General features: G+C 65.6%; 22 protein-coding genes. 6 read left to right on the top strand and 16 right to left on the bottom strand.

Translation table 11 applies throughout. From position 1 onward, the window contains the following. The first annotated feature begins 43 nt into the window (after nucleotides 1-43). Nucleotides 44-1,090 (top strand): sensor domain-containing diguanylate cyclase, encoded by a 1,047-nt coding sequence (locus R2676_RS06280; RefSeq protein WP_206273590.1) that lies wholly within the window; start codon nucleotides 44-46, stop codon nucleotides 1,088-1,090. 1 nt (nucleotide 1,091) lies between these two features. Here R2676_RS06280 and speD read toward each other — a convergent pair whose 3' ends face one another. The 5 genes from speD to R2676_RS06255 form a co-directional block, all read right to left on the bottom strand. After that, a complete protein-coding gene (gene speD / locus R2676_RS06275; protein ID WP_206273591.1) occupies nucleotides 1,092-1,517 on the bottom strand; it encodes an adenosylmethionine decarboxylase in 426 nt (141 codons plus the stop codon). After that, nucleotides 1,514-1,702 (bottom strand): hypothetical protein, encoded by a 189-nt coding sequence (locus R2676_RS06270; RefSeq protein ID WP_027679205.1) that lies wholly within the window; start codon nucleotides 1,700-1,702, stop codon nucleotides 1,514-1,516. The genes speD and R2676_RS06270 overlap by 4 nt, the downstream gene beginning before the upstream one ends. Further along, nucleotides 1,699-3,147 (bottom strand): DUF4178 domain-containing protein, encoded by a 1,449-nt coding sequence (locus R2676_RS06265; RefSeq protein ID WP_206273592.1) that lies wholly within the window; start codon nucleotides 3,145-3,147, stop codon nucleotides 1,699-1,701. Before R2676_RS06265 ends, R2676_RS06270 begins: the two co-directional genes overlap by 4 nt. A gap of 88 nt (nucleotides 3,148-3,235) precedes the next feature. After that, nucleotides 3,236-4,279: an SPFH domain-containing protein gene (locus tag R2676_RS06260; protein ID WP_206273593.1), complete on the bottom strand. Its 1,044-nt coding sequence runs from the start codon at nucleotides 4,277-4,279 to the stop codon at nucleotides 3,236-3,238. Nucleotides 4,280-4,328: 49 nt separating this feature from the next. Next, a complete protein-coding gene (locus R2676_RS06255; protein WP_009240530.1) occupies nucleotides 4,329-4,727 on the bottom strand; it encodes a DUF350 domain-containing protein in 399 nt (132 codons plus the stop codon). A 175-nt stretch (nucleotides 4,728-4,902) separates the two neighbouring features. Here R2676_RS06255 and R2676_RS06250 point away from each other — a divergent pair, with 175 nt between their 5' ends. Both R2676_RS06250 and R2676_RS06245 read left to right on the top strand, forming a co-directional pair. Continuing rightward, on the top strand, nucleotides 4,903-6,480 hold the full coding sequence (locus R2676_RS06250) for a polyamine aminopropyltransferase (RefSeq protein ID WP_316887232.1): 1,578 nt from the start codon (nucleotides 4,903-4,905) through the stop codon (nucleotides 6,478-6,480). Further along, on the top strand, nucleotides 6,480-8,102 hold the full coding sequence (locus R2676_RS06245; RefSeq protein ID WP_206273595.1) for an NAD(P)-binding protein: 1,623 nt from the start codon (nucleotides 6,480-6,482) through the stop codon (nucleotides 8,100-8,102). The genes R2676_RS06250 and R2676_RS06245 overlap by 1 nt, the downstream gene beginning before the upstream one ends. 22 nt (nucleotides 8,103-8,124) lie before the next feature. On the opposite strand, the gene R2676_RS06240 is transcribed toward R2676_RS06245, so the two are convergent. Together R2676_RS06240 and R2676_RS06235 are read right to left on the bottom strand one after the other, a co-directional pair. After that, on the bottom strand, nucleotides 8,125-8,397 hold the full coding sequence (locus R2676_RS06240) for a hypothetical protein (protein ID WP_206273596.1): 273 nt from the start codon (nucleotides 8,395-8,397) through the stop codon (nucleotides 8,125-8,127). Nucleotides 8,398-8,819: 422 nt separating this feature from the next. After that, nucleotides 8,820-9,524, bottom strand: coding sequence for a dienelactone hydrolase family protein (locus R2676_RS06235; RefSeq protein ID WP_206273597.1), 705 nt, complete (start codon nucleotides 9,522-9,524; stop codon nucleotides 8,820-8,822). A 182-nt stretch (nucleotides 9,525-9,706) separates the two neighbouring features. On the opposite strand from R2676_RS06235, the gene R2676_RS06230 reads away from it, so the two are divergent. Beyond that, on the top strand, nucleotides 9,707-10,069 hold the full coding sequence (locus R2676_RS06230) for a DUF1304 domain-containing protein (RefSeq protein ID WP_102079442.1): 363 nt from the start codon (nucleotides 9,707-9,709) through the stop codon (nucleotides 10,067-10,069). Between the two features lie 17 nt (nucleotides 10,070-10,086). Here R2676_RS06230 and R2676_RS06225 read toward each other — a convergent pair whose 3' ends face one another. The 7 genes from R2676_RS06225 to R2676_RS06195 all read right to left on the bottom strand — a co-directional run bounded on the left by R2676_RS06225 (nucleotide 10,087) and on the right by R2676_RS06195 (nucleotide 17,012). Next, nucleotides 10,087-10,641: a BON domain-containing protein gene (locus R2676_RS06225; protein WP_206273598.1), complete on the bottom strand. Its 555-nt coding sequence runs from the start codon at nucleotides 10,639-10,641 to the stop codon at nucleotides 10,087-10,089. A gap of 83 nt (nucleotides 10,642-10,724) precedes the next feature. Beyond that, nucleotides 10,725-11,510 carry a hypothetical protein gene (locus R2676_RS06220; RefSeq protein ID WP_206273599.1) on the bottom strand — a complete coding sequence of 262 codons (786 nt, stop codon included), beginning with the start codon at nucleotides 11,508-11,510 and terminating at the stop codon, nucleotides 10,725-10,727. Nucleotides 11,511-11,637: 127 nt separating this feature from the next. Further along, entirely contained in the window at nucleotides 11,638-12,528 is an 891-nt protein-coding gene (locus tag R2676_RS06215; RefSeq protein WP_206273600.1) for an NmrA family NAD(P)-binding protein, read from the bottom strand. Nucleotides 12,529-12,623: 95 nt separating this feature from the next. Continuing rightward, nucleotides 12,624-13,523 carry a helix-turn-helix domain-containing protein gene (locus R2676_RS06210; RefSeq protein WP_206273668.1) on the bottom strand — a complete coding sequence of 300 codons (900 nt, stop codon included), beginning with the start codon at nucleotides 13,521-13,523 and terminating at the stop codon, nucleotides 12,624-12,626. A 101-nt stretch (nucleotides 13,524-13,624) separates the two neighbouring features. Then, the gene (locus R2676_RS06205) at nucleotides 13,625-14,788 is read right to left on the bottom strand and encodes an alkane 1-monooxygenase (protein WP_206273601.1); all 1,164 of its coding nucleotides are present in this window, start codon (nucleotides 14,786-14,788) and stop codon (nucleotides 13,625-13,627) included. A 303-nt stretch (nucleotides 14,789-15,091) separates the two neighbouring features. Then, nucleotides 15,092-15,904: an alpha/beta fold hydrolase gene (locus R2676_RS06200; protein ID WP_206273602.1), complete on the bottom strand. Its 813-nt coding sequence runs from the start codon at nucleotides 15,902-15,904 to the stop codon at nucleotides 15,092-15,094. Between the two features lie 7 nt (nucleotides 15,905-15,911). Continuing rightward, complete coding sequence (locus R2676_RS06195; RefSeq protein ID WP_206273603.1) at nucleotides 15,912-17,012, bottom strand: branched-chain amino acid aminotransferase; 1,101 nt, start codon at nucleotides 17,010-17,012, stop codon at nucleotides 15,912-15,914. 386 nt (nucleotides 17,013-17,398) lie between these two features. On the opposite strand from R2676_RS06195, the gene R2676_RS06190 reads away from it, so the two are divergent. Further along, complete coding sequence (locus tag R2676_RS06190; RefSeq protein ID WP_206273604.1) at nucleotides 17,399-17,830, top strand: hypothetical protein; 432 nt, start codon at nucleotides 17,399-17,401, stop codon at nucleotides 17,828-17,830. Between the two features lie 56 nt (nucleotides 17,831-17,886). Here the strand turns inward: R2676_RS06190 and mdtD are convergent, their stop codons facing one another. Then, the gene (gene mdtD, locus R2676_RS06185; protein ID WP_316856786.1) at nucleotides 17,887-19,347 is read right to left on the bottom strand and encodes a multidrug transporter subunit MdtD; all 1,461 of its coding nucleotides are present in this window, start codon (nucleotides 19,345-19,347) and stop codon (nucleotides 17,887-17,889) included. A gap of 83 nt (nucleotides 19,348-19,430) precedes the next feature. Between mdtD and R2676_RS06180 the strand changes: the two genes are divergently transcribed. Beyond that, a complete protein-coding gene (locus R2676_RS06180; protein ID WP_154205737.1) occupies nucleotides 19,431-20,288 on the top strand; it encodes a LysR family transcriptional regulator in 858 nt (285 codons plus the stop codon). A gap of 13 nt (nucleotides 20,289-20,301) precedes the next feature. Here R2676_RS06180 and R2676_RS06175 read toward each other — a convergent pair whose 3' ends face one another. Further along, the gene (locus R2676_RS06175; protein ID WP_206273605.1) at nucleotides 20,302-21,483 is read right to left on the bottom strand and encodes a GGDEF domain-containing protein; all 1,182 of its coding nucleotides are present in this window, start codon (nucleotides 21,481-21,483) and stop codon (nucleotides 20,302-20,304) included. Nucleotides 21,484-21,600: the final 117 nt, after the last annotated feature.

Here is a 21,600-nt window from a genome sequence, read left to right as displayed (position 1 = left end):
TTGCCCGTTTCAAGCGCGCCGGTCCGGCCGGCGCTCCCTGCGCATGAAACCCGCCCCCATCCCGCCGAACGAACCCGAACGTCTTGCCTCGCTGCAAGACATGCTGTTGTTGTCCACACCTGACGAGGAGTTGTTCGACCGCGTCACGCGCACGACCAAGCGCGTGTTCGACGCCCCGATCGTGCTCGTGTCGCTCATCGACGCCCAGCGTCAATGGTTCAAATCGTGCATCGGCCTGAGCGTGCGTGAGACGCCGCGCGACATCTCGTTCTGCGGCCATGCCGTGGCCGAAGAGCAGATGCTGGTCATTCCCGACACCCAGGCCGACCCGCGCTTTGCCGACAACCCGCTCGTGACCGGCGCGCCGCATATCCGCTTCTATGCCGGGCGGCCGGTCAAGAATCTGGCGGGCTATGCCGTCGGTACGCTCTGCGTGATCGACCAGAAGCCGCGGCCGTTTGAACAGGCCGAGCGGGAGTTGCTCAATGACCTGGCCAGCTGGGTGGAATCGGGTTTCCGCGAGCGCGAGCTGAGCGAAACGCAGCGCTCCATCCTGACGGAACTGCAGGTGGCACGCCACGAAAGCCTGACCGACCCGATGCTGAGCATCTGGAACCGGCGCGCGGCGATGGAACTGCTCACGCGCGAATGCGGCCACGCCATGCTGCACGGGCAACCGCTGTCCTTGCTGGTGGTGGATGTGGACCACTTCAAGCGCGTGAACGATACCTACGGCCACCCCGCAGGCGATGCGGTCTTGGTTGAGATCGCCCGCGCCCTGCGCGTGAATTCGCGCCCCGTCGACGCGGTGGGCCGCTACGGCGGCGAGGAATTCCTGGTGGTGCTGCCGGATACGACCACACTGCAGGCCACCAGCATTGCGGAACGGCTACGCAGCGCAGTGGAATCGCTGGAAATCGCCACGCCAGCGGCCAACATCCGCTGCACCATCAGCGTGGGCCTGGCAAGCTGCGAGGCGGGCAAGAACCTGTGCACGCCCTCGGACCTCATCATGCGTGCCGATGCGGCCCTGCTGGCCGCCAAACGGCTGGGGCGCAATCGCGTGATATTCGACGGCCAGCCGGTGTAACTCAGTTTGACACGGGCGCTGTTCCGCGCTGGGCGATACGCACATCAACACGTTGCGGCGTCAACGCGCGCTCGAACACGGCGCGCGCGGCATGCGTCGTGCCGGTGCCGCACATGAATGCGTCGATGGCGGCAAAGCCGTGCTCGGGCCAGGTGTGAATCGAAAGGTGCGACTCCGCGAGCAGCAACACGCCGGTCACGCCGCCCTGCTCGCCAACGGGCAAACCAGTGCGCACGGAATCGAAACGATGCAGGTGCGCATGCAGGATGGTCGCCCCGAGCGCATCGGCCGCATCGCGCAGCGCGGTTTCCAGCGCCGCCGCATCGCGCAGCAGCGCGGGCGCCACGCCATAAAGATCGAGCAGAAGATGCTCGCCCACGGCGGCGGAGGCTTCATCCGCAGACAGCGCTGCGTCGGTACGCGTCACTTGTGGCCCCCGCTGAAACCGCCGCCATAGCCGCTACCGCCCGAAGAACCGCCCCAATAGGACGACCCGCCCGTGCTACTGCTGCCGTACGACGGCGTGCGCGGCGCGGCAAAGCCGGCCTTCCAGTCCATATACGTCGCGCCGATCACCACGGCCACGGCATAGAGAACGAACCAGTTCTTCATTCCCCGCCCCCAATCTTGGCGACCAGCCACGCCGGCACCAGCAACAGCAGCGCCGCGAAGAACGTGATCCCGAACACCGAGCCCGGCGCCATGAAAAACGGCACGAGGTTCAGCAGACCGAGCAGCACGCAGGCGACCACCGCCACCGTCATGTAGTTCGACGACGATGCCTTGACGGGCTCGGCGACCACCTTGCCGAACCACGCCTTGATCTGCGCGGCGCTGACCGGCGTGCTCTTGGACCACGTCAGCTCATGCGCGTCGCTCTCCGCCGCGAGGCTTTCCTCGCCGGCCGTGTATTCGACTACGCGCGTCTGGTCGCCCGATTGGACACGCCAGTTGAAGGCGCCAGCGGCATACGTCACGCGCGAGGTGTAATCCTCATCGCGGGCGTAGACCTTGCCGTCGAGCACCGCGGTGCGGCCGTCGCGCTGGGTGGGCCAGCGGTCGAGCACGTTGGCGCGGAACCAGCCGTCATCGGTTTCGACCATCCAGCTGAAACCGCGCTTGGGCGTGTACAGCAGATATTCGAACCATTCGCCGCCACCGTCGACCACCGTGCGACGCATCACGCCGATCACCTGCCACTGCAGGCCGTCGATGAGCGCCTTGTCGCCCAGCTCGAGCGTGGTGGCGACCTGCGGGACCGACCGTGCGCGCGCAATGATGTCGCCGCGCGGCGTCGCTGCATCGATGGCCGCGCCGCAGCCGGGGCACAGCACATGGCCGGTCACGCCGGGGCTGAACGGGATCGACGTGCCGCACTGCGGGCAATCGAGATTCGTGAGCTTGCCCGGGACGCGGCCAGCGGTTTCCTTGATCTCGGCGTCGGTGCGCAGAAGCTGGCACTTGAGCAGGTCGAGCGTGGTGGCTTCGCCCACGTAAAGCGTTGGCGCCGTACCGTCGGAGTAGTCCAGCGTGATGAAAGCGTCTTCTCTGCGGCCATCGGCCACGCGTGCATGCCAGCCTTCGCCCACGCGGAACGGCAATTCGCCCTGGCCCCCGGTGCAATCGGCTTCACGCACATCGGACAGCACGTACTGCTTGCCCTCGGCGTCGTACAGCTGCCCCGGGCGCAGCGCCTCGAAGGCGACCGCATTGGCGGGCGTGCCGCGCGCGAACGTCATCGTGACCTGCCCGGACGCTTCGGCCAGCCAGCCGTCGGTGCCGTCGTCAAACAGCACGTACCACTCGTTCCAGAAACCCGCGTCGTAGCGCAACTGGATGCGGCCCACGACGGTGAACGCCTTGTTCTTGTAGCGCCCGGTGGTGCCGATCTGCACGCGTGCGTAGTCCTCGAGCACGGCAGACATCTTGCCGATGTCGGAAAGCGTCTCGCCGTCGCGCAGGAGCGTGCTTTTGCAGAAGCTGCACACCGCCATGACGGCCGCGGCAGACTTCAGTTCCACCGGCGCGCCACACGCCGGGCAGTTGGCATGAAACATGGTCAGGTCGTTCGATTGCGCAAAAGATGGCGCAGAAAAACGGGCGGCTAGCGGTGCCGCCCGGTCATCCGATCAGCGAGGCCGAGGCTCAGCCTCCGGTCAGCGCCTTGAGCACAGCAGCCTTGCCGGCGTCAAAGTCGGCTTGCGTGATGAGGCCCTTGTCCAGCAGTTCCTTCAGCTTGGCCAGGCGCGCGGTGGGGTCGTCCGCTGCAGGAGCCGCGGGTGCGGCGGCAGCAGCAGGTTGAGCCGCCGCACCGCTGGCGTTGCCCTGCACCGCCGTGCGCAGGCTGTCGGCCATCGCCTGGCCCATTGCCAGCCCGGCCGCCAAACCCGCGCCGGTACCGGCGATGCCGCCTTCGTTGCGTGCGGCCAACGGCAGCGATTCGGCCGTCTGGTATTGCGTGAAGCGCTGCATGTCGCCGGTCATGTCCATGCTGATGCGGCGGTCCAGCGCGGCCTGCAGTTCGTCCGGCAGCGTGACGCTGGACACCTGGAAGCTGTCGAGCGCCAGGCCGTACTGCGTGAACTGCGGCAGCAGCGCCTCGCGCACCTTGTTCGACATCAGCATCTGGTTGGCGGCCAGGTCCAGGAACGGCACACCGGATTCGCCAAACGCCGTGGCCATCGCACCCATGATGACGGGGGCAAGTTGCGCTTCGACTTCATCCACGGTGTAGATGTCGCGCGTGCCGCTCACCTGCTGATAGAACAACTTCGGGTCGGCCACGTGGTAGGCGTACACGCCAAACGCGCGCAGGCGGATCATGCCGAAGTCCTTGTCGCGCACCGTCACGGGCTGCGGCGTGCCCCAGCGGCGGCCGAGTTGCTGGCGCGTGCTGAAGTAGTAGACGTCGGACTTGAAGGGGGACTCGAACAGCTTGTCCCAGTTCTTCAGATACGTGAGAACGGGCAGCGTCTGCGTGGTCAGCTTGAAGGTGCCCGCGCTGAACACATCAGCGATCTGGCCTTCGTTGACGAACATCGCCATCTGCGAGTCGCGCACGACCAGGGTGCCGCCGTTCTGGATTTCCATGTCCTGCATCGGATAGCGCCAGGCGAGCACGCCGTCTTCGCTTTCCGTCCATTGCAGGATGTCGATGAACTGCTTCTTGATGAAACTGGACAGGCTCACAGCAAACTCCTTCGCGATGATTCGCGGGGCAGGAACAATCAGGACAAGGTCACGACAGGCACGCCGCGTTGATCACGCCAACGGCCAGCGCACTCACGCCAAACAGCATACCGGCGGCGATGTTGTTGTGCTCGATCTGCAGCCGGTAGTCCGGCATCAGCCGCGTGAGCACCAGGAAGACGATCAGCTGCACCACCGACGCCATCACCGCCCAGAACAGGAACGGCACCAGGCCATCGGCATGCGTGATGCTCGACGCGATGGTCAGCACGAAGCCGAGCAGCGCCCCGGCCAGCGACAGCGCCGCCGCGATATTGCCTTCGCGGATCAGCTTGAACTCGTCATACGGCGTCAGGCGCAGGTAGACGAAGAAGAAGCCGGAAAACACCACGGCGCCCGCCAGCAGGTGCGAGGCATAGGCGATCACGGAAGCGGTCATGTCAGGCATGGGATGGCCGTGCAGTACATAGGTGGCGCCACTATAGCGGCTGATGCGCCGCTTGCGTACCCCCCGATGCGGCCCTGCACCAGTCGGCTCGCAGGCCGGGAAAAAAGGCGGCACAATCGCGCTCGCCTTCGCATCCGCCGTTTGTTAACGCCCGTTCATTTTTCACCTTCGCAGCATGTCGACGCCGCAGCCTGACGCCACATACGAACCCACGCAGCCAGCCGGCCGCGGCAATGCCCTGCTGGTCCTCGCCGTCTTCGTGGTGGCCTCGTGCGGGCTGGCGTACGAATTGATTGCCGGGGCATTGGCTTCGTATCTGCTGGGCGATTCCATCCTGCAGTTCTCCTCCATCATCGGCGCCTATCTGTTTGCCATGGGCATCGGCTCATGGCTCTCGCGCTACGTGGCCGACGACGCGCTGCTCGCCCGCTTTGTCGATCTGGAATTGCTGGTCGGCCTGTTTGGCGGCGTGTCTGCGGCGGCGCTGTTTGCGTTGTTTGCGCTGGAATCGGCGCCGTTCCGGCTGGTGCTGTACGCGCTGGTCACGGTGATCGGCGTGCTGGTCGGCATGGAGATCCCGCTGGTGATGCGCATGCTGCATCGCCGGCAGGCCAAGTTTTCCGATCTCGTCAGCCGCGTGCTGACATTCGACTACCTCGGTGCGCTGGCGGTGTCGCTGCTGTTTCCGCTGGTGCTGGCGCCGCGCCTGGGGCTGGTGCGTACCGGCTTCCTCTTCGGGCTGTTCAATACGGCGATAGCGGTCTGGACGCTGTGGCACTTTCGCGCCGAGCTGGCGCTCACGGCGCGCATGCGCACGGCGATGGCGTGGCGCGCCGGCGCAGTGGCAGCGGCATTGCTTGCGGGCTTTGGCGCATCGGACAAACTCACGCATTGGTCGGAACGCGCGCTCTTTGGCGACGAGATCATCCACGCGATTTCCTCGCCGTATCAACGGCTGGTGGTGACGCGCTGGAAAGACGACGTGCGCCTGTACATCAACGGCAACCTGCAGTTTTCCTCGCGCGACGAATACCGCTATCACGAAGCGCTGGTGCTGCCCGCATTGGAATCCGTGCGCGGTGCGCGGCGCGTGCTGGTGCTGGGCGGCGGCGACGGCCTCGCGCTGCGGCAGATCCTGAAGTACCCGCAAATCGAGCACGTGACGCTGGTCGACCTGGACCCGCGCATGACGAACCTGTTCTCGCACGCCGAGGCACTGGTCGCGCTCAATCAGCATGCGTTCAGCGACCCGCGTGTGACGGTGGTCAACGCCGATGCGGCGCAATGGATGCAGACGGCCACCGACATGTTCGACGTGGCCATCGTCGATTTTCCGGACCCGTCCAACTTCAGCATCGGCAAGCTGTATTCGGTGCCGTTCTATCGGCTGCTGTCGCGCCATGTGGCGGATACGGGCCTGGTCGTCATTCAAGCGACGTCGCCCTATTTCGCGCCCCGTTCGTACTGGTGTGTGGATGCGACGCTGAAGGAAGCCGGCTATCGCACGTGGCCCTATCACGCGCTGGTGCCGTCGTTTGGCGAATGGGGCTTCATCCTGGCCGCACCGGGCCGCGCGGATTTCAAACCGCCCATGTCGTACCGCGTGCCGACGCGCTTCCTGGACGCCGACACCACGCACCAGATGTTCAGCTTCGCGCCCGACATGCCGCGCCCGCGGGTAGAACCGAACCGGCTGAACAACCAATCGCTGGTGCGGTATTTCGAAGAAGACTGGCACGGCGTGCTGCGCTGATGGCAACGCGACGCAGCTTTCTTGTGGGCGCAGCTGCGGCCGGTGTGGCTGCGGCGGGTGCCGCTTCGTGGGCAGGCTTTCGCGCCTTTACCGAAATCACGCCCAACGTGCGCATGCCCGGCCAGGCTGCGGGCCACCGGCTGCGCGATCTGCGCACGCTGCCGGCACCATCGGAAACGCGGCGCGTGGGCGTTGCCATTTGCGGCAGCGGCATCGGCGGATTGAGCTGTGCGTGGCGACTCGCAAAAAGCGGCCGGCGCGACGCGGTGGTCGTGGAAGGCCCGGAGCGCTATGGCAATGCCGCTGGCGGCGCCTTCGGTACGCAGCGCTTCCCGACCGGTGCGCATTACCTGCCGCTGCCGTCGATGGAATCGACGCACGTGCGCGAGATGCTGGCCGACTTTGGCGTGATCGAGCGCGACCCGTTTGCCCTGCGCCCGACATACGACGAACGGGTGCTCGTTCACGCGCCCGATGAACGCCTGTGGCTCGGCAATCGCTGGCAAGACGGCTTTGTGCCGCATGAAGGCATTACCGAAGCGGAACGCGCCGAGCACACACGGTTCTTCGCCCACATCGACCGGCTGCGCCAGACCACCGGCGCCGACGGCCGCCGCGTCTTTGCCGTGCCGACGGCGCTCTCATCCGCAGACCCGGCGTGGCGCGCGCTAGACGCACTCACCTTCCGCGACTGGCTGCACCGCGAGGGCTACCGCGCCGCCACGCTGCACTGGTATGCCGACTACTGCTGCCGCGACGATTACGGCGTCACCGCCGATCACGTTTCCGCCTGGGCCGGTATTGCCTATTTCGCCAGCCGAGGCGGCATGGCCAGCAATGCCGAACAAGGCACCGTGCTCACGTGGCCAGAGGGCCTGGACTGGATGGCGGAGCGGCTGTTCGAAGCCGCCGGCCTGAATGAACCCGGCCGCCTGCTGCCGGGCAGCATCGCGCGCATCGGCACCACAACCGAGGCCGGCGCCCGCGTCTTCGCCGATGTGCTGCAAGCGGATGGCCGCGTCGTGCGGCTGCTGGCAGATCACGTGGTCAGCGCAATGCCGCTGCACGTTGCCAAACACATCGTCGACGGCTTTGACGTGCCCGCCGCCGAGTTGCCCGAAACCGCGCCGTGGCTGCTCGCCAACCTGCTCATCGACGGCTTCCCGCCCGAACACGACGACACGCCGCTGGCGTGGGACAACGTGGTGTATCGCGGTACGGGGTTGGGTTATGTGGTGGCCAATCACCAGGACATTCGCGTCGGGCCACCCGCGCAGAGCGTCTTCACCGCCTACGTGGCGCTGTCGGACATGACGCCAAAGGCGGCACGTGAATGGCTGCTGAAGGCATCGCCGCAAGCGCTGCTCGATCGCGCGCTGGCCGATCTGGATACCGTGTACGGCATCCGCCTGCGCACGCAGATCCGCCGGGCCGACCTGACGCTACGCGGCCATGCGATGGCGATTCCCACACCCGGCTTCCTCTCCCGACCCGGCATTGCGCGCTTGCGTGAAAGCGCCGGGCCGATCCACTACGCGCATGCGGACCTGTCCGGCTATTCGGTTTTTGAAGAAGCGGCGTGGTGGGGGGATCGCGCGGCGCGGCGCATTCTGGGCGGCTGATTGCGGGGCTGCCGCTGGGCTTCTAAGGTAGCCGCTCAACCTCGGCCATCAATTCCCACGTGGCCGGATCGATATCGCTGCGCTCCAGTGCCAACGACAGGTACGCGCCGATCATGTCGACAAACCCGCGCGCAAATGCGGGCGGATATGCGCCGCCCGTGTACTCCATCAGTTGCTGCCGCAAGAGACGTGGCCGATGCTGCCCGAACTCGAGCACGTAGGCCTGCGTTCGGCAGAGGAAGGCTCGCGCTTCCAGCGCACCATCAAGGTAGACGCGGCGTTTGGTGAGTGTCATTGGCGGCTCCCGAATCGCAACGGAACGGGGCACAGCCAAGGTGGAGAGGGAAAAGACGCGGGGCGACGCCCGCTGAATACAACAGTCATGGAGCCTCCTACGGATTGCAAAAGGCCCGACGTTTCGCTGCGAACGAGGGTGGCGGGCCCGACGACAGGGTTCGCAGACCGGCCCGTAGGACGCCGGCAGACCTTTCGGTCTCCCTGCCCGGCCCGCCAAAGTACAAGCGTGCGCGAGCGCGGACGTGAAAAAGCCGCACAAGGCGGCCGTCCGGCCATACGGGAAAAGATAGGCTGCGAAACCCAGCTACCGTTGGTGCGGCAGCGCCGTGAATTATAGCGGCGGCAACAGCGCAGCCCACATGCGAAATTGCAGCATTTCGTGATCGCGCCGTACCGCCAAACCCGCCGTCCTGTGTGGGCTTACCAGAGCGTGCGGCCGAAGAACGTCAGCGCGCGGTCCCAGGCGTGTTGCGCCCACACCGGGTCGTATTGCGTGATGGCGATGCGGTTTTCGCCCACGGCCGTTTCATTGGCGAATGCGTGATGCGCGAGATAACGATGGAAATCGACATCGACGCCGGCATCGACGAGCTTCTTTTCCAGCGCATCGACGCCTTCGATCTTGAAGGCGGTGTCCTGCGTGCCCCAGTGGCCCTGCACCGGCACCTTGATCTTCGAGGCGTCGATGTATTCCAGCGGAGGATAGCCGTACCACACCACGCCGGCATCCGCCTCCGGCACGTTGCTCAGCGTCAGGAGCGTCAGCGCGCCGCCCATGCAGTAGCCCGTCACGCCGACGCGTGCGCAGGTCTGCTTGAGGTATTGCACGGCGCCGCGCACATCCTGCGTGGCCGCGTCGCCAAAGTTGAGGTTGGTCATCAGGTGGTGCGCTTCTTCCTCTTCCACCGTCATGGTGCCGCGATAGAGGTCGGGCACCAGGGCCACGTAGCCCGCGCGCGCGAGGCGGTCGGCCACGCCGCGAATCTGGTCGTTCAGGCCCCACCACTCCTGGATGACGACGATGCCCGGGGCACCTTCCGCCTTGGCCGGCTTGGCCAGATAGCCCTGGAGTTCCTGCCCATCCGGGCGCTTGAACGAAATCATGGATCCTTGCGATGCTGTCATGCGATGGCTCCTCTGCCTGGAACGAAAGCGCACAGGATAGTCCCGGACGATGAAATTTGCAGCCGACGCCTCGCGGGCAAAGGGGATTGCGCGCCGTTGCCGCGCTGATACCCCACCATCCGGGTGCAGGCACGCGGCACAAAATCTCTATCATGGCGGCACGTTCACTTTTGATGACCGCCATGATCAAAACCCTCGCCCTGCTCGTCTATCTGCTCGTGCTGCTGATCCACGTCTACATCGTCGTACTCGAGATGGTGCTGTGGAAGACGCGCGGCCCCAAGGTCTTCCGCATCACGCCCGAGAAAGCCGCTGAGACTGCGGCCATGGCGTCCAACCAAGGTTTGTACAACGGTTTTCTGGTGGCGGCGCTGGTCATTGGGCTGGTCGCGCCGGACCCGACCATCAACGCTGCGTTTGCGCTGTTCGGGTTGATCTGCGTGGCGGTGGCCGGCATCTGGGGGGCCATCACGGTCAACAAACGGATTCTCTTCGTGCAGACGGTGCCTGCGGTGGCGGCATTGGCGCTGGGGTGGTTCGCCTAAAGAACTGGGCGATCCGCCTACGGTTTAAGCGGTGATGCGGGCGTTTTTGCGCTGCCCGGCACCACTGCGCCGCGGCGAAACAACGCATACGGCACACCGCGCTCCGGATGTGCCGTTGTCTCGTCGATGAAGCGTTCCACATCGGGCACCTCGCGCAGCGCGGTCATGAACGGCGCCAACGTGTAGCCCGGCGCCACGCAGCCCTGCACGAGCATCCAGCGCTGCCATATCGTCACCCATAGCGTGGTGTTCTGCTTCCATCCCGGCACGTGGATGGACATCCATTGCAGGCGCCGCTTGGCCGTCTCGGCAATCTCGTCGTCGTAAGAAAACGCGTTGGGCAAGCGGCAGCGGCCTTCGACCCAGCAATGGTTGCCGTGCTCGATGCGATGGTGCGAATCGCGTTTCCACTCGGCTTCGCTGATGCGCGGGCCGGCAGGCTCAGGGCAGTCGGCAACACCGGAGGAAATCTGGAAGAACGGGTCGTGACCGCGGTTCTGGAGGTCGTCGTCTGCGTGGGCGGCGGGCGCCGCCAGCAGCAGGGCCACAACAAGACAGCGCAGAGCAATCATTACGGCAGCCTCCTCGCCCGCACACGGCGTCGGCTTGAGCAATGCTGCCAAGCATAGGCGGTGGGCGGCTCAGCGGCCAGCGATCAGCTCAGCGGAATCTCGAAAATCCACTTCAGCGTCCAGCGGTCTGAGGCGCGTGTCAGGCCGCGGCCGATGCCAAAGTTGAAGACGAAAGGCTTGCGATCCACATCGAAGGCCAGAAACACCGTGTGCTGCTGTTCATGCAATGGCGCGATGTGGTTGATGGGGCCCAGCCCGGCGTAATACTCCGTGCCGGCGCGCACGCCTGCCGCAACCGTACGCGCAATCTTGAAACTGGGCGCGGCCTCCGGCACACCGCTGCGGCCGTCCCCCGAAAGGTTCCAATCGAGCACCGGGTTGACCGCCCAAAGCCAGCGGTCGTTCTGATACCCATAGATCGGTCGCAGTTCTGCCGCGTTTTGCGATGCCTCAAAGCGGCCGGCCACGTGGGCGAGTTCGACGTTGATGCCTGCAAAGTTGCCCACGCCGTCAACGGGCCGCACGGGCATCCATTTCATCCGCACCTTCGGGCCTGTCACGTAGAACGTGTTCTCGCGCGTGAGCGTGGTCGGCACGTAAAGCCCAAGCTCCAGCGAAGGCGTCAGGCCATAGGAGAATTCGGCCGTGGCGCGCCAGCCGTGCGGTGTCGTGACTTCACCCGGATAGCCGGGCGCGCCGATGCCGCTGGGCGTGGTATTGACATGCAGCTCCAGCCCCAACTCGCCCGGCGCGTTGATGTCCCCGGTGTAGACCTGAATCTCGTCGGGCAACACCGCGTGCGCCGGCAGCGCACATGCCGACAACACAACCGCTGTTCCAATCGCGCGCGCGACGTGTGCACCCACCATGATGACCTCCCCCGAGCAATCCCGAGATCATAGTGGGGCGGACGCGTACTGTGCGGAATAACCGGGGGCCGCAGATAAAAATCCGCATAAGAGGCATTCGCATTTGCAGGCGTGGGCTCCCGACCCGCTACCGCGATTTCACATGCGCGGCGAGCATCGAGGCACACGCGTCGGGCAACTCGGTCTTGCCGAAGCGCTGCTCTGAAACACCTTTCTCGACATCGATCTGTCCGACATTCACCGCGTCGTATAACTCGGTGATGAGCTGCACATGGTTCGGGCTCAGACCGGCGCGTTGCAGCATCGGCGCCCACGCGGTGCGAGGCACGGCTTCGGCAACAATGTCGCGGCCGACGGCGGGGCTGAACGCGCGTGCCACATCGATCAGGCTGACGCGGCGCGGGCCTTCCACGCTGACGATACGGGGCGTCTTTGTCGATGGCGCCTCCAGCAACAACTCGGCCGCCAGCGCACCGACGTCCTGCGTGGCGACGGTCGCGAAGGCGCGATCAAGCGGTTGATGCAGGCTTGGCAGCCGCCCGGTTGCGAGCATGACGGGCAGCATCGCCGCCCAGTTCTGCATGTGCTCGGCTGAACGCAGTAGCGTCAGGTGCGTCGCCAGCGGCTTGAGCCGCGCTTCCAGCAGATGAAACAGCCGCGTCAGACCCGTGCCCTCGTCCAGCTCCGCACCGTAATCCGACAAGGCCAGCACCGCGGGCGGCGGGTCGGCACGCAGCGCATGGGCGGCCACGTCGATCATGCGTTCCATGGTCGAGGCCGGATCGATGTCGCCCACCGGCACAGGACACAGCATCTGCACGGCCGCGGCACCCTTGATGGCCGAAGCAACCGAGGCGGGATCCGTCAGATCGGCAGTCGCCATTTCGCAGCCGATCTTGGCCAGCGCCTCGCCTTGCCGCGCGCGGCGCACGACCGCCCGCACAGGCTGCCCTGCATTACGCAGCGCAACGGCGGTCGCGTGCCCAACCTTGCCCGATGCCCCAAAGATGACAAACATGTTCGTGCTCCTCTCAAGTGGGAGGCACGAGCTTAGGGCGCCACCGCAAACCCGACTTGCAGGAACGGAGGAATTTGGCAGATTCGGTGGATGGACTACGCGGCGGGCGTGTCGGCCGCTGCAGCCGACGCCTTGCCGGCTCGGATGACCTCACGTGGCGTCACGCCGAGCAGCCGCTGCATCCACTGCGTCAGGTGGCTCTGGTGCGCAAAGCCGACTTCAAGCGCGATTTGCGACGCACTGCGGTGGCCTTCCAGCAGCAGTGCTTTCGCGCGCTCCACCCGGCGCTGCACGACGTAGCGATGCGCCGGCACGCCCAGCGTTGCACGAAACAGCGCGTTGAAATGCGGCACGCTCAAGCCGGCTTGCGCAGCCAGTTCGGTCAGCGTCAGGCGCGCATGCAGATGGGCTTCGATGTAGTCGATCACGCGCGTGGCCACGCGGGGCGCCAACGTGCCGGCGCTGTGGGCCATCCCGCCAGCCACGTCCCGGCTGCTGCTCAGCAGACGAACGACCAAAGCCGTGCACAGGCTTTCTGCATACAACGCGTTGGAGGTGTCTTCCGCCTCCAGCTCGGCCCCGAGCGCAGCGGCAAGATGATGCACGCGCGCATCGCGCCAGTGCAGACGTGGCGTGATGTCGGCCCGCACGCCAACCTGTTCGCCGATGCTGCGTACAAACGTGTCGCTGAGGGCGATGCGCAGAAACCGACAGTCGGCGTCGTCTGTCCACATGCCGGGCACGCCGGCGGGAATGACGTCCGCATCGCCATGCGCCTGGATGCGCGAAGTGCGGCGGCCATCGCATACGCAATTCGCCCGCACGGGTGGGCCGACATGCACGCTGATCCGGTGATGCGCCATGGCGGGCACCCGGTATGTCCCGGGACGGACGCTGAGCAGCGTGGCAGCAAAGCCGTCCCAGCCGAGTCCCTCGCTGGAGCGCAGGCTGACGGGGGCGGGTTCAAGCAAGGCGGCGGGCGTGATGGCGTTCATGGCAGGCGTGGGCAGTCTTCGCTTCGACATTCTGCGCCAACGCCGTCGCATCGGCTGGCGACGGCTCGCCAGCCGCGGCACACCTCAGGCCGGTTGGGCAATCAAGCGCGCGCGGGATACTGCGCGAGCACCTTGTCGCGGATCGACGGCTTGATGTTCGCCAGCGACATGTTGCCGTTGTAGTGCGCCACCACGCGCGGGTTCATCACCCGGAACCACAGCGGCGGCACATAGGCGATCAGGATCATCGCGGCATAGCCGGCTGGCAGTTGCGGCGAATGCTCGAAGTGCCGCAGCGCCTGGAATGACCGCGTCGGGTTGGCGTGGTGATCGGCATGCCGCTGAAGTTGATACAGGAACAGGTTCGTCACCACGTGGTTGCTGTTCCACGAATGCTGCGGCGTGCATCGCTCGTAGCGGCCGCTGGGCAATTGCTGGCGGCACAGGCCGTAGTGCTCCAGGTAGTTCACCACCTCCAGCAGCGATGCGCCGTAGATGGCCTGGATGATCAGGAACGGCACCGCCTTGGGCCCGACAAACGCGATGCACACGCCCCACAGCACCACCGTCATCGCCCAGGCGTTGAGGACATCGTTACGCCAGGACCACACCGAGTGGCCGTGCTGCTCCAGCCGACGCTTCTCCAGTGCCCATGCCGATTTGACGCTGCCCACCACCGTACGCGGCAGAAATTCCCAGAACGACTCGCCATAGCGCGCGCTTGCCGGGTCGGCGGGCGTCGCCACGCGCACGTGGTGGCCGCGGTTGTGCTCGACGAAGAAGTGCCCATACGCCACGGGCGCAAGCGTGATCTTGGCCAGCCAGCGCTCGAAGCCGTCGGTCTTGTGGCCAAGCTCATGGGCGGTATTGATCGAGATGCCCGTCACCACGCCCACCGAAAACGCGAACGCAATGTAGTCGTACCACACCAAGTCATACGTGCGCAGCACCCACATCGCCACCGCAAAGCTCACGTAGAGCACGGTGGTCGCGAGGTAGACGATGCGGCGGTAATAACGTTGTTTTTCCAGCGCGGGGACGACGTCTTCGGGCGGGTTGTCGCGGTCGTCGCCGATCAGGAAATCGAGCAGCGGGATGATCGTGAACACGATGAACGGCCCCGCCCACCAGAGCGGATGCCAACCGGTCGCGAGCGCCGAGACGGCCGCGACGATGGGCAGCGTGATGGTCAGCGCGCCGAGCATCCAGAGATAGCGCTTGCCGTCGGTCCATTCCACGGACGCGACCATGCCGGGTGTTGCCATGTGTCTTCCTCCTGTTTTGCCCCGCTGGGTGGCTTGGCTTGTGTACGCACATGCGTGCGCCGCCGGGGTCGTGCCCGACATCTGCGTTATAGGCGCAGCAGGAGAAGAGACCAACGCCGGAAACTAGGCGCGAAACTCCAAACAAAAGGGCCGCCGGGCAGCCCTCTGAAGGCGGGAAAAAAGCAGGCGATTGAAACGAACGATTTAAAAACGGTCGTTCGATTTTGGTGCGACGCAGCTGAAAGGAGGCTGGGTTGCGAATGCCGATGCGGCGCACTTCGGCCATCTGGCCAACGCCCAGGATCAGGCGGAGGCGCTCAGGAAGGCATTGACCGCGGCGAGCACCGCCGCTTCCTGCTCCCGATGCGGCACATGCCCGCAACGCTGCACGAGCTTGAGCGTGGCGGGCGCGCCCGCCAGCGTGACGATGCGCTCCGGCTGCGCGGTGGAGCCGTATTCGTCTTCGGTGCCGTGCAGCGCCAGCACCGGGCTGCGCACGGCAAGCAGCGCATCGTCCAGGCACCACTGCGCAAATGCCGGAGACAGCCACGTGTTCACCCACGCATCCAGCACCCATTGCGCCTTGCTGCCGTGGTACCGCTCAAGCCGGCCCATCTGGCCGGGCTCTGCAAACTGCGCCTGGGCGATACGGATGCCTTGGCGCGTTTGCTCTTCCACAAAGGCCTGGGCCGATTCGGTGATCAAGCCCGCGCAGCGGCCCGGATACGCTGCGGCAATCGACACCGCCATGCCGCCGCCGACGCTGTGGCCGAAAGCGATGAAGCGGTCCACGCCAAGCTGGTCCGTCAGCGCGGCAAAGCCGCCGTACGCTTCCTGCTGAATGAAGCCCGGATCCAACTGCCCCGGATATGCGTCGGATTGGCCAAAGCCGAGCCGGTCATAGGCGATGACTGCATGCCCGGTCGACTGCGCCAGACGCTGCGGAAAATCACGCCACAGCGCGACGCAGCCGAGCGAATCGTGCAGCAGCACGATGGGCGGTTTGGCGGCATCGTCGACCGGGCCGCCCCATTGCCGGGCATAAAGCCGGCCATCGGGCGTGGTGATCCAGGCTTCGGTCCCGTCAACGGACGGTGCGGAAAGCGATTCAGCCATCCGCGGCTCAGAACAGGCGGTCGAGCCAGCCGTGCGGGTCCGGTGCGCGGCCGTTCTGCAAGTCCACCAGCGCCGCCTTGAGCTTGGTCGTCAACTCGCCAGCCTTGCCATCGCCGATGGTGAAGTTGTGCTTGTGGCCCTTGACCTTGCCGATGGGCGTGACGACCGCTGCGGTGCCGCAGGCAAAGGCTTCGCGCAGGCGGCCGCTTTGCGCGTCGGCCTGCCATTGGTCGATGGAGTAAGGCTCTTCGCGCACGGTCAGGCCCATACCGCGCGCCAGCGTGATCAGCGAATCGCGCGTGATGCCCGGCAGGATCGTGCCGGTGAGCGGCGGCGTCTGCAGCGAGCCATCGTCGAAGACGAAGAACACGTTCATGCCGCCCAGCTCTTCAATCCACTTGCGCTCCACCGCGTCGAGGAAGACGACCTGGTCGCAGCCCTCGCGTGTGGCTTCGGCCTGGGCGACCAGGCTGGCAGCGTAGTTGCCGCCGCACTTGGCATCGCCCGTGCCGCCGGGCGCCGCGCGCGTGTAGTTGTCCGACACCCAGATGGTGACGCCCGACGACGCATCGCCCTTGAAGTACGCGCCCACCGGGCACGCGATCACGCAGAACAGGTATTCGGCCGAAGGCTTCACGCCCAGGACGACTTCGGTAGCGATCATGAACGGGCGCAGGTACAGCGCCGAGCCCTGGCCCGACGGAATCCAGTCGCGGTCAAGCTTGACCAGCTCGCGCACGGCCTGCAGGAAGAGATCTTCCGGCAGCGCGGGCATCGCCAGGCGCTTGGCCGAGTTCTGGAACCGGCGCGCATTGGCTTCCGGGCGGAACAGCGCACCGCCGCCGTCCGGCAGGCGATAGGCCTTCATGCCTTCGAAAATTTCCTGCGCGTAGTGCAGCACCAGCGTGGACGGATCGCACTGGATCGGGCCATGCGCGCCGATTTTGGCGTCGTGCCAGCCCTTGCCCTCGGTGTAACGGATGGTGGCCATGTGATCCGTGAATACGCGGCCGAAAGCGGGGTTTTCCAGCAGGCGCGCGCGTTCTTCCGCCGGAACAGGGTTCGGGCGCTTCTCGATCGAAATGGCCGATTCGACAACGTTGTTCATACCGTCTCCATGAGTGCAAGGGGGCGCAAAAACGCCCAAACCGCTATTTTGCGCTAACGGCGATGCAATTTGGTTGCGTATTGACGCACATGCGGTATTGCCGGCAGAGGAAAAACATTGCCCGCCCGACGTGAGCCCCGGGGCATCGAACGCTCGCGGCTCGACGGTTTGGCGCAGCTTGACGGATGCGGGATACCGCACGGCAATAGCGCCATGACGGGGCATTCTCGCCCCAGCCGGGCCAGCGTCGGGAAGGTTGATCGGCTAAGCATCACCCCTGCGTGACATGAAGCCCTATGGTACGGTTGTCGAAATGAACGCCATGACCCGCCATCCCCTGCTGGTGCACGGCGGCACAGCGGTGCCGCCAGGGAGCGTCACGCACCATGAGTGATGCGAAACACGATCCGCGCCGCCAGGTCCACGCCGAGAAAGTCGCCGTCAGCCGCGCCTTGCGGCTCAGCGTGCCCGCGGAGGCACGGCCCGCGCCGGTGAACCGAAAAGATTGGCTCCGGCAACGCAAAGAACAACTGCAGGCTGCCCGTGTCGCCGCCAAACAGCGACGTGATCTGCTCAAGGCGGAAATCCTCTCGGCCGCCCAGGAAATCGCCCGCGAAGAGCGCGTTGCTGCGCGGCTGGAAGCGGAACGCATCAAGGCGGAAAGCAAATCCGCGAGCGTGCATGCCAAGGAAGATGCACGTGCGGCCGCCAAATTCGAGCGCAACAAGCCCGCCCGCTCCGCGCCAAAGCGCAAGACGCTGGGACCAGGAAAGCGCAAATTGGTCTCTTACGCCGACCTCTTGCGCATGCGCGGATAAGTCGTCCGCCCTTCTGCTCTCAACAATTGATTGGCATCAGCGTGAAGCGTGCAGGGTCAGCGCGCCTGCACAGCCTCGGCCTCGACATTCTTGGCACCCGCCGGCTTGGACTTGGCATCGAGCTTGCGGAAAATCAGCGCAGAAAACGCAGTCACCACGCCCATGGTGAAGAAGGCCAGCCGATACGCCGGCGCTGCCACGCCAAGCTTGACCGAGAACAGGCTGACAAGCCCGCCCCCAATCGATACGCCCAGGCCGATGGCAAGCATCTGCACCATCGAAAACAAGCTGTTGCCGCTGCCGGCGTCCTGATGCGACAAGCCTTTGAGCGTGATGCTGTTCATGGCCGCGAACTGCATCGAATTCGCCCAGCCGAACACCGACAGTTGCACGATCGACAGCGCCAGCGGCCAGCCCGGCGACATGGCTGCAAACGAGGCAATCGAGATGCCCACCACCCACGTGTTGACCTGCAGGAACACGTCATATCCGAAACGGTTCACCAAGGGAACGACCCAGCGCTTGGCGAGCATGCCGGCAATGGCAATCGGCAATAGCAGCAACCCCGAATGGAGCGGCGAATAGCCAAGCTGCAACTGGAACAGCAGCGGCAGCAGGAACGGCACGGCGCCCGAACCAATCCGGCAGAACAGGTTGCCGACGAGCCCGACGCTGAAGTTCGGTTCGCGAAACAGCGCAAGCCGGAACAGCGGCGCCGCACGCCGCTTCGCGTGCGGAATATAGAGCAGCGCGCTAATCACGCTCACCGCGATCAGCACCGCGCTCCACGGGCTCTGCGCGCCGTTTTCGAGCGCCAGCGAGAACGTCACCATGCACAGCGACAGCAGCCCGCAGCCAAGCCAGTCGAATGGCGCCACGGCGCGCACGGCGTCGTGCGGCAGATAGCGCCGTACCGCGAACAACCCTACGAAACCCACCGGCACGTTGATCAGGAAAATCCAGTGCCACGAGACATCCTGCACAAGCCAGCCGCCCAGGGCCGGCCCCAGGAGCGGGCCCACCTGCCCCGCCACCGACACGAAGGCCAATGCGGCGATGTACTGCTCGCCCGGAATATTGCGCAACACGGCCAGCCGGCCGATCGGCAACAGCATGGAGCCGCCAACGCCCTGCAGCACGCGTGCGATCACCAGTTGGGGCAGCGTATGGGCCGTCGCGCAGAACACCGAGCCGAGAACAAAAATCAGGATCGCGGTGAAATACACGCGCCGCGTGCCGAACTTGTCCGCCAGCCATCCTGATGCCGGCGTCAGCATCGCCATGGTGAGCGTGTAAGCCACCACCACCGATTTCAGGTCGAGCGGCTTTTCGCCGAGGCTGCGCGCCATCGACGGCAACGCGGTATTGACGATGGTTGTGTCCAGCGCCTGCATGAAAAAGCCGGCGAAGACGATCCACAGCATGGCGTTTTGCGAAGCGCTCTGTGGGGCGGCGGGAGTGGGGGCGGTCTGCATGTGAATCCTGGAATGCCTGTCCGGAAGGCGCCGGACATCCACACGCAATGCTACCGATGGCAAGCCAATCGGGAACCCCTCTAGAGACGTTGACTGTTATCGGAATCTCCGATGACAATGCCCGCATGCTCAATCCCGTCTGGATCCAAACCTTCGCCACCGTGGCCGCGGCCCATAGCTTTACGGAGGCCGGGCGGCAGCTCGACCTGTCTCAATCGTCGGTCAGCGATCACATCCGCCGGCTGGAACACAGCGTGAACCGGCGATTGTTTGTGCGCGACACCCATTCGGTGTCGCTCACGCCCGACGGCGAGGCGCTGCTCGTCCACGCGAAGCTGATCCTCGAATCCCTGGCGCGCGCCGAGCTGCAGTTCAGCGCGCCCCGATTGCAGGGGCGTGTCCGGCTCGGTTCGTCGGAAGACCTCGCGCAGGGGCCGCTGCCCAATCTGCTGGCTGCGTTTCGGGCGACGCATCCGGATGTCGAACTCGAGATCACGATGGGCATGACCAGCAAGCTGTACGAGGGTATCGAAGACGGCTCGCTCGACCTGATTGTCGGCAAGCGCCGCGAAGGCGGGCGACGCGGTGTGCCGCTGTTCCGCGGGCAGCTCGAATGGCTGGCCCGGCCCGGCACCGTGGTCGACGTGAGTCAGCCGCTGCCGCTGATCCTCGTCAACGAGCCGAGCGTGACGCGCTCGATCGTGCTGGACACGCTGGCCGCAGCGGGCTGGCTGTGGCGCATCGTCTGCACCAGCAGCAGTCATTCCGGATGTATTGCCGCGGCGCGCGGCGGGTTGGGGATTACCGTCCGTGCGCAGAACCTGGCGGGCGGCGGGCTTGTGCCGCCGGTCAACGGCGACGTTTTACCGCCGCTGCCGGCCATCGAATTCATCACGTTGTCGGCACGGCGCCTGAGCAAACCTGCGGAGACGCTCTTGCAGCTCATCCGCAAGAGCGACCTGCGCGCCGGGCGGGCGGACTGAGCAACGCTCAACGTTACGACAACACGGCCTCGTCAACCTGGCCCGCCGCCTGCGCGACCTCAAGCCGATTGCCGCCCAGCGATTTGGCGCGATACAGCGCCTTGTCTGCCGCCGCCAGGGCATCCGCGAGCGACGGCATGGCCGCGTCAAACTGCGCCATGCCGATGCTGACCGTCGCCAGGATTCCGGCGCCGTCGCTGCGGCGTTGAACCGCCTCGGCAAAGCACCGGGCCACGGCCTCGCCCCGCGCCCTGGCGTGGCGCGCATCGTCGCCGGACAGCAGCGCAGCGAATTCCTCACCGCCGATGCGCGCAAGCATCACGTCGGGGCCGAGCACGCGTTGCGCGATCTCGGCAAACACCTTGAGCACGGTATCGCCGGCCTGATGGCCGTAGCGATCGTTGATGGCCTTGAAACGGTCGAGGTCGAACACGAGCGCGGCGACCGGGCGGCTGCCAACGCCTTCGATCAGCCGCGCGCCCTGCTCGAAGAACCAGCGGCGATTGCCAAGGCGGGTCAGATAGTCCGTCTGGGATTCGGTCAGAAGCTGGCCGTGCGCCTCGTCGCGAATGAGCTTCAGCAGCGTCATCGGCAAGACCATCGCGTACAGGACGCCTTCGATCATCGTCAACTTGCTGGCCAGCGCCTGCATGGCCGGCCCATAGGCCGAGACGAGCCACGGCAGCGCAAGCGCACGTGCGAGGTAGAGCACCGCATGCAGGGCCGTCACCGCCACGACGAGCTGGCGCGGGCGCAGCGGTTTCATCGCGTCGCATCGCCACATTTCGCGGGCCGTCATCGCGCTGACCAACGCGATCGGAATGGCGCTGACGTGGTTCCAGAGCACGTCTTGCCACTGCGCGCCCCATACCACCCAGACCAGGGCCATGCCGATCAGCACGCCCGCAGCGGCGCCGCGGTGCTGCCGCCCGCTCAGCGCCGCAACGCCGGACAGCACCAGCAAATAGCCGCACAGCATGATGAGGTTGCAGAGTGCAGCGCCCGTCGCACCCGGCAGCGCGTGGCGGAACAGCACTGCCGTACAGCCGAACGCGAGCGTCGTAAACCCGGCGGCCAGAAGGCGCAACGCCTTGCTGCGCCGGGGGTTGGTCCGATGCTCCCAGAACAGCATTCCCGCGCTGGCAAGCAGAATTCCGACGGCAAGGAGATAAAGAGTCAGGAGATCGACGTACATCCGGATATCAAAACTGGGCGCCGGGCATGGCAGCGCGCGTTCCGGATTTTACGTGGGAAAGCCGCTGTGCATCGGGCGCTGCAGCCCCCTCCCTAGGGGGTGATCGCGCTACCATGC

The organism is Ralstonia flatus, from assembly GCF_958439105.1.
Taxonomy (GTDB): domain Bacteria; phylum Pseudomonadota; class Gammaproteobacteria; order Burkholderiales; family Burkholderiaceae; genus Ralstonia; species Ralstonia flatus.
This window is presented reverse-complemented; position numbering and strand designations above follow the sequence as displayed.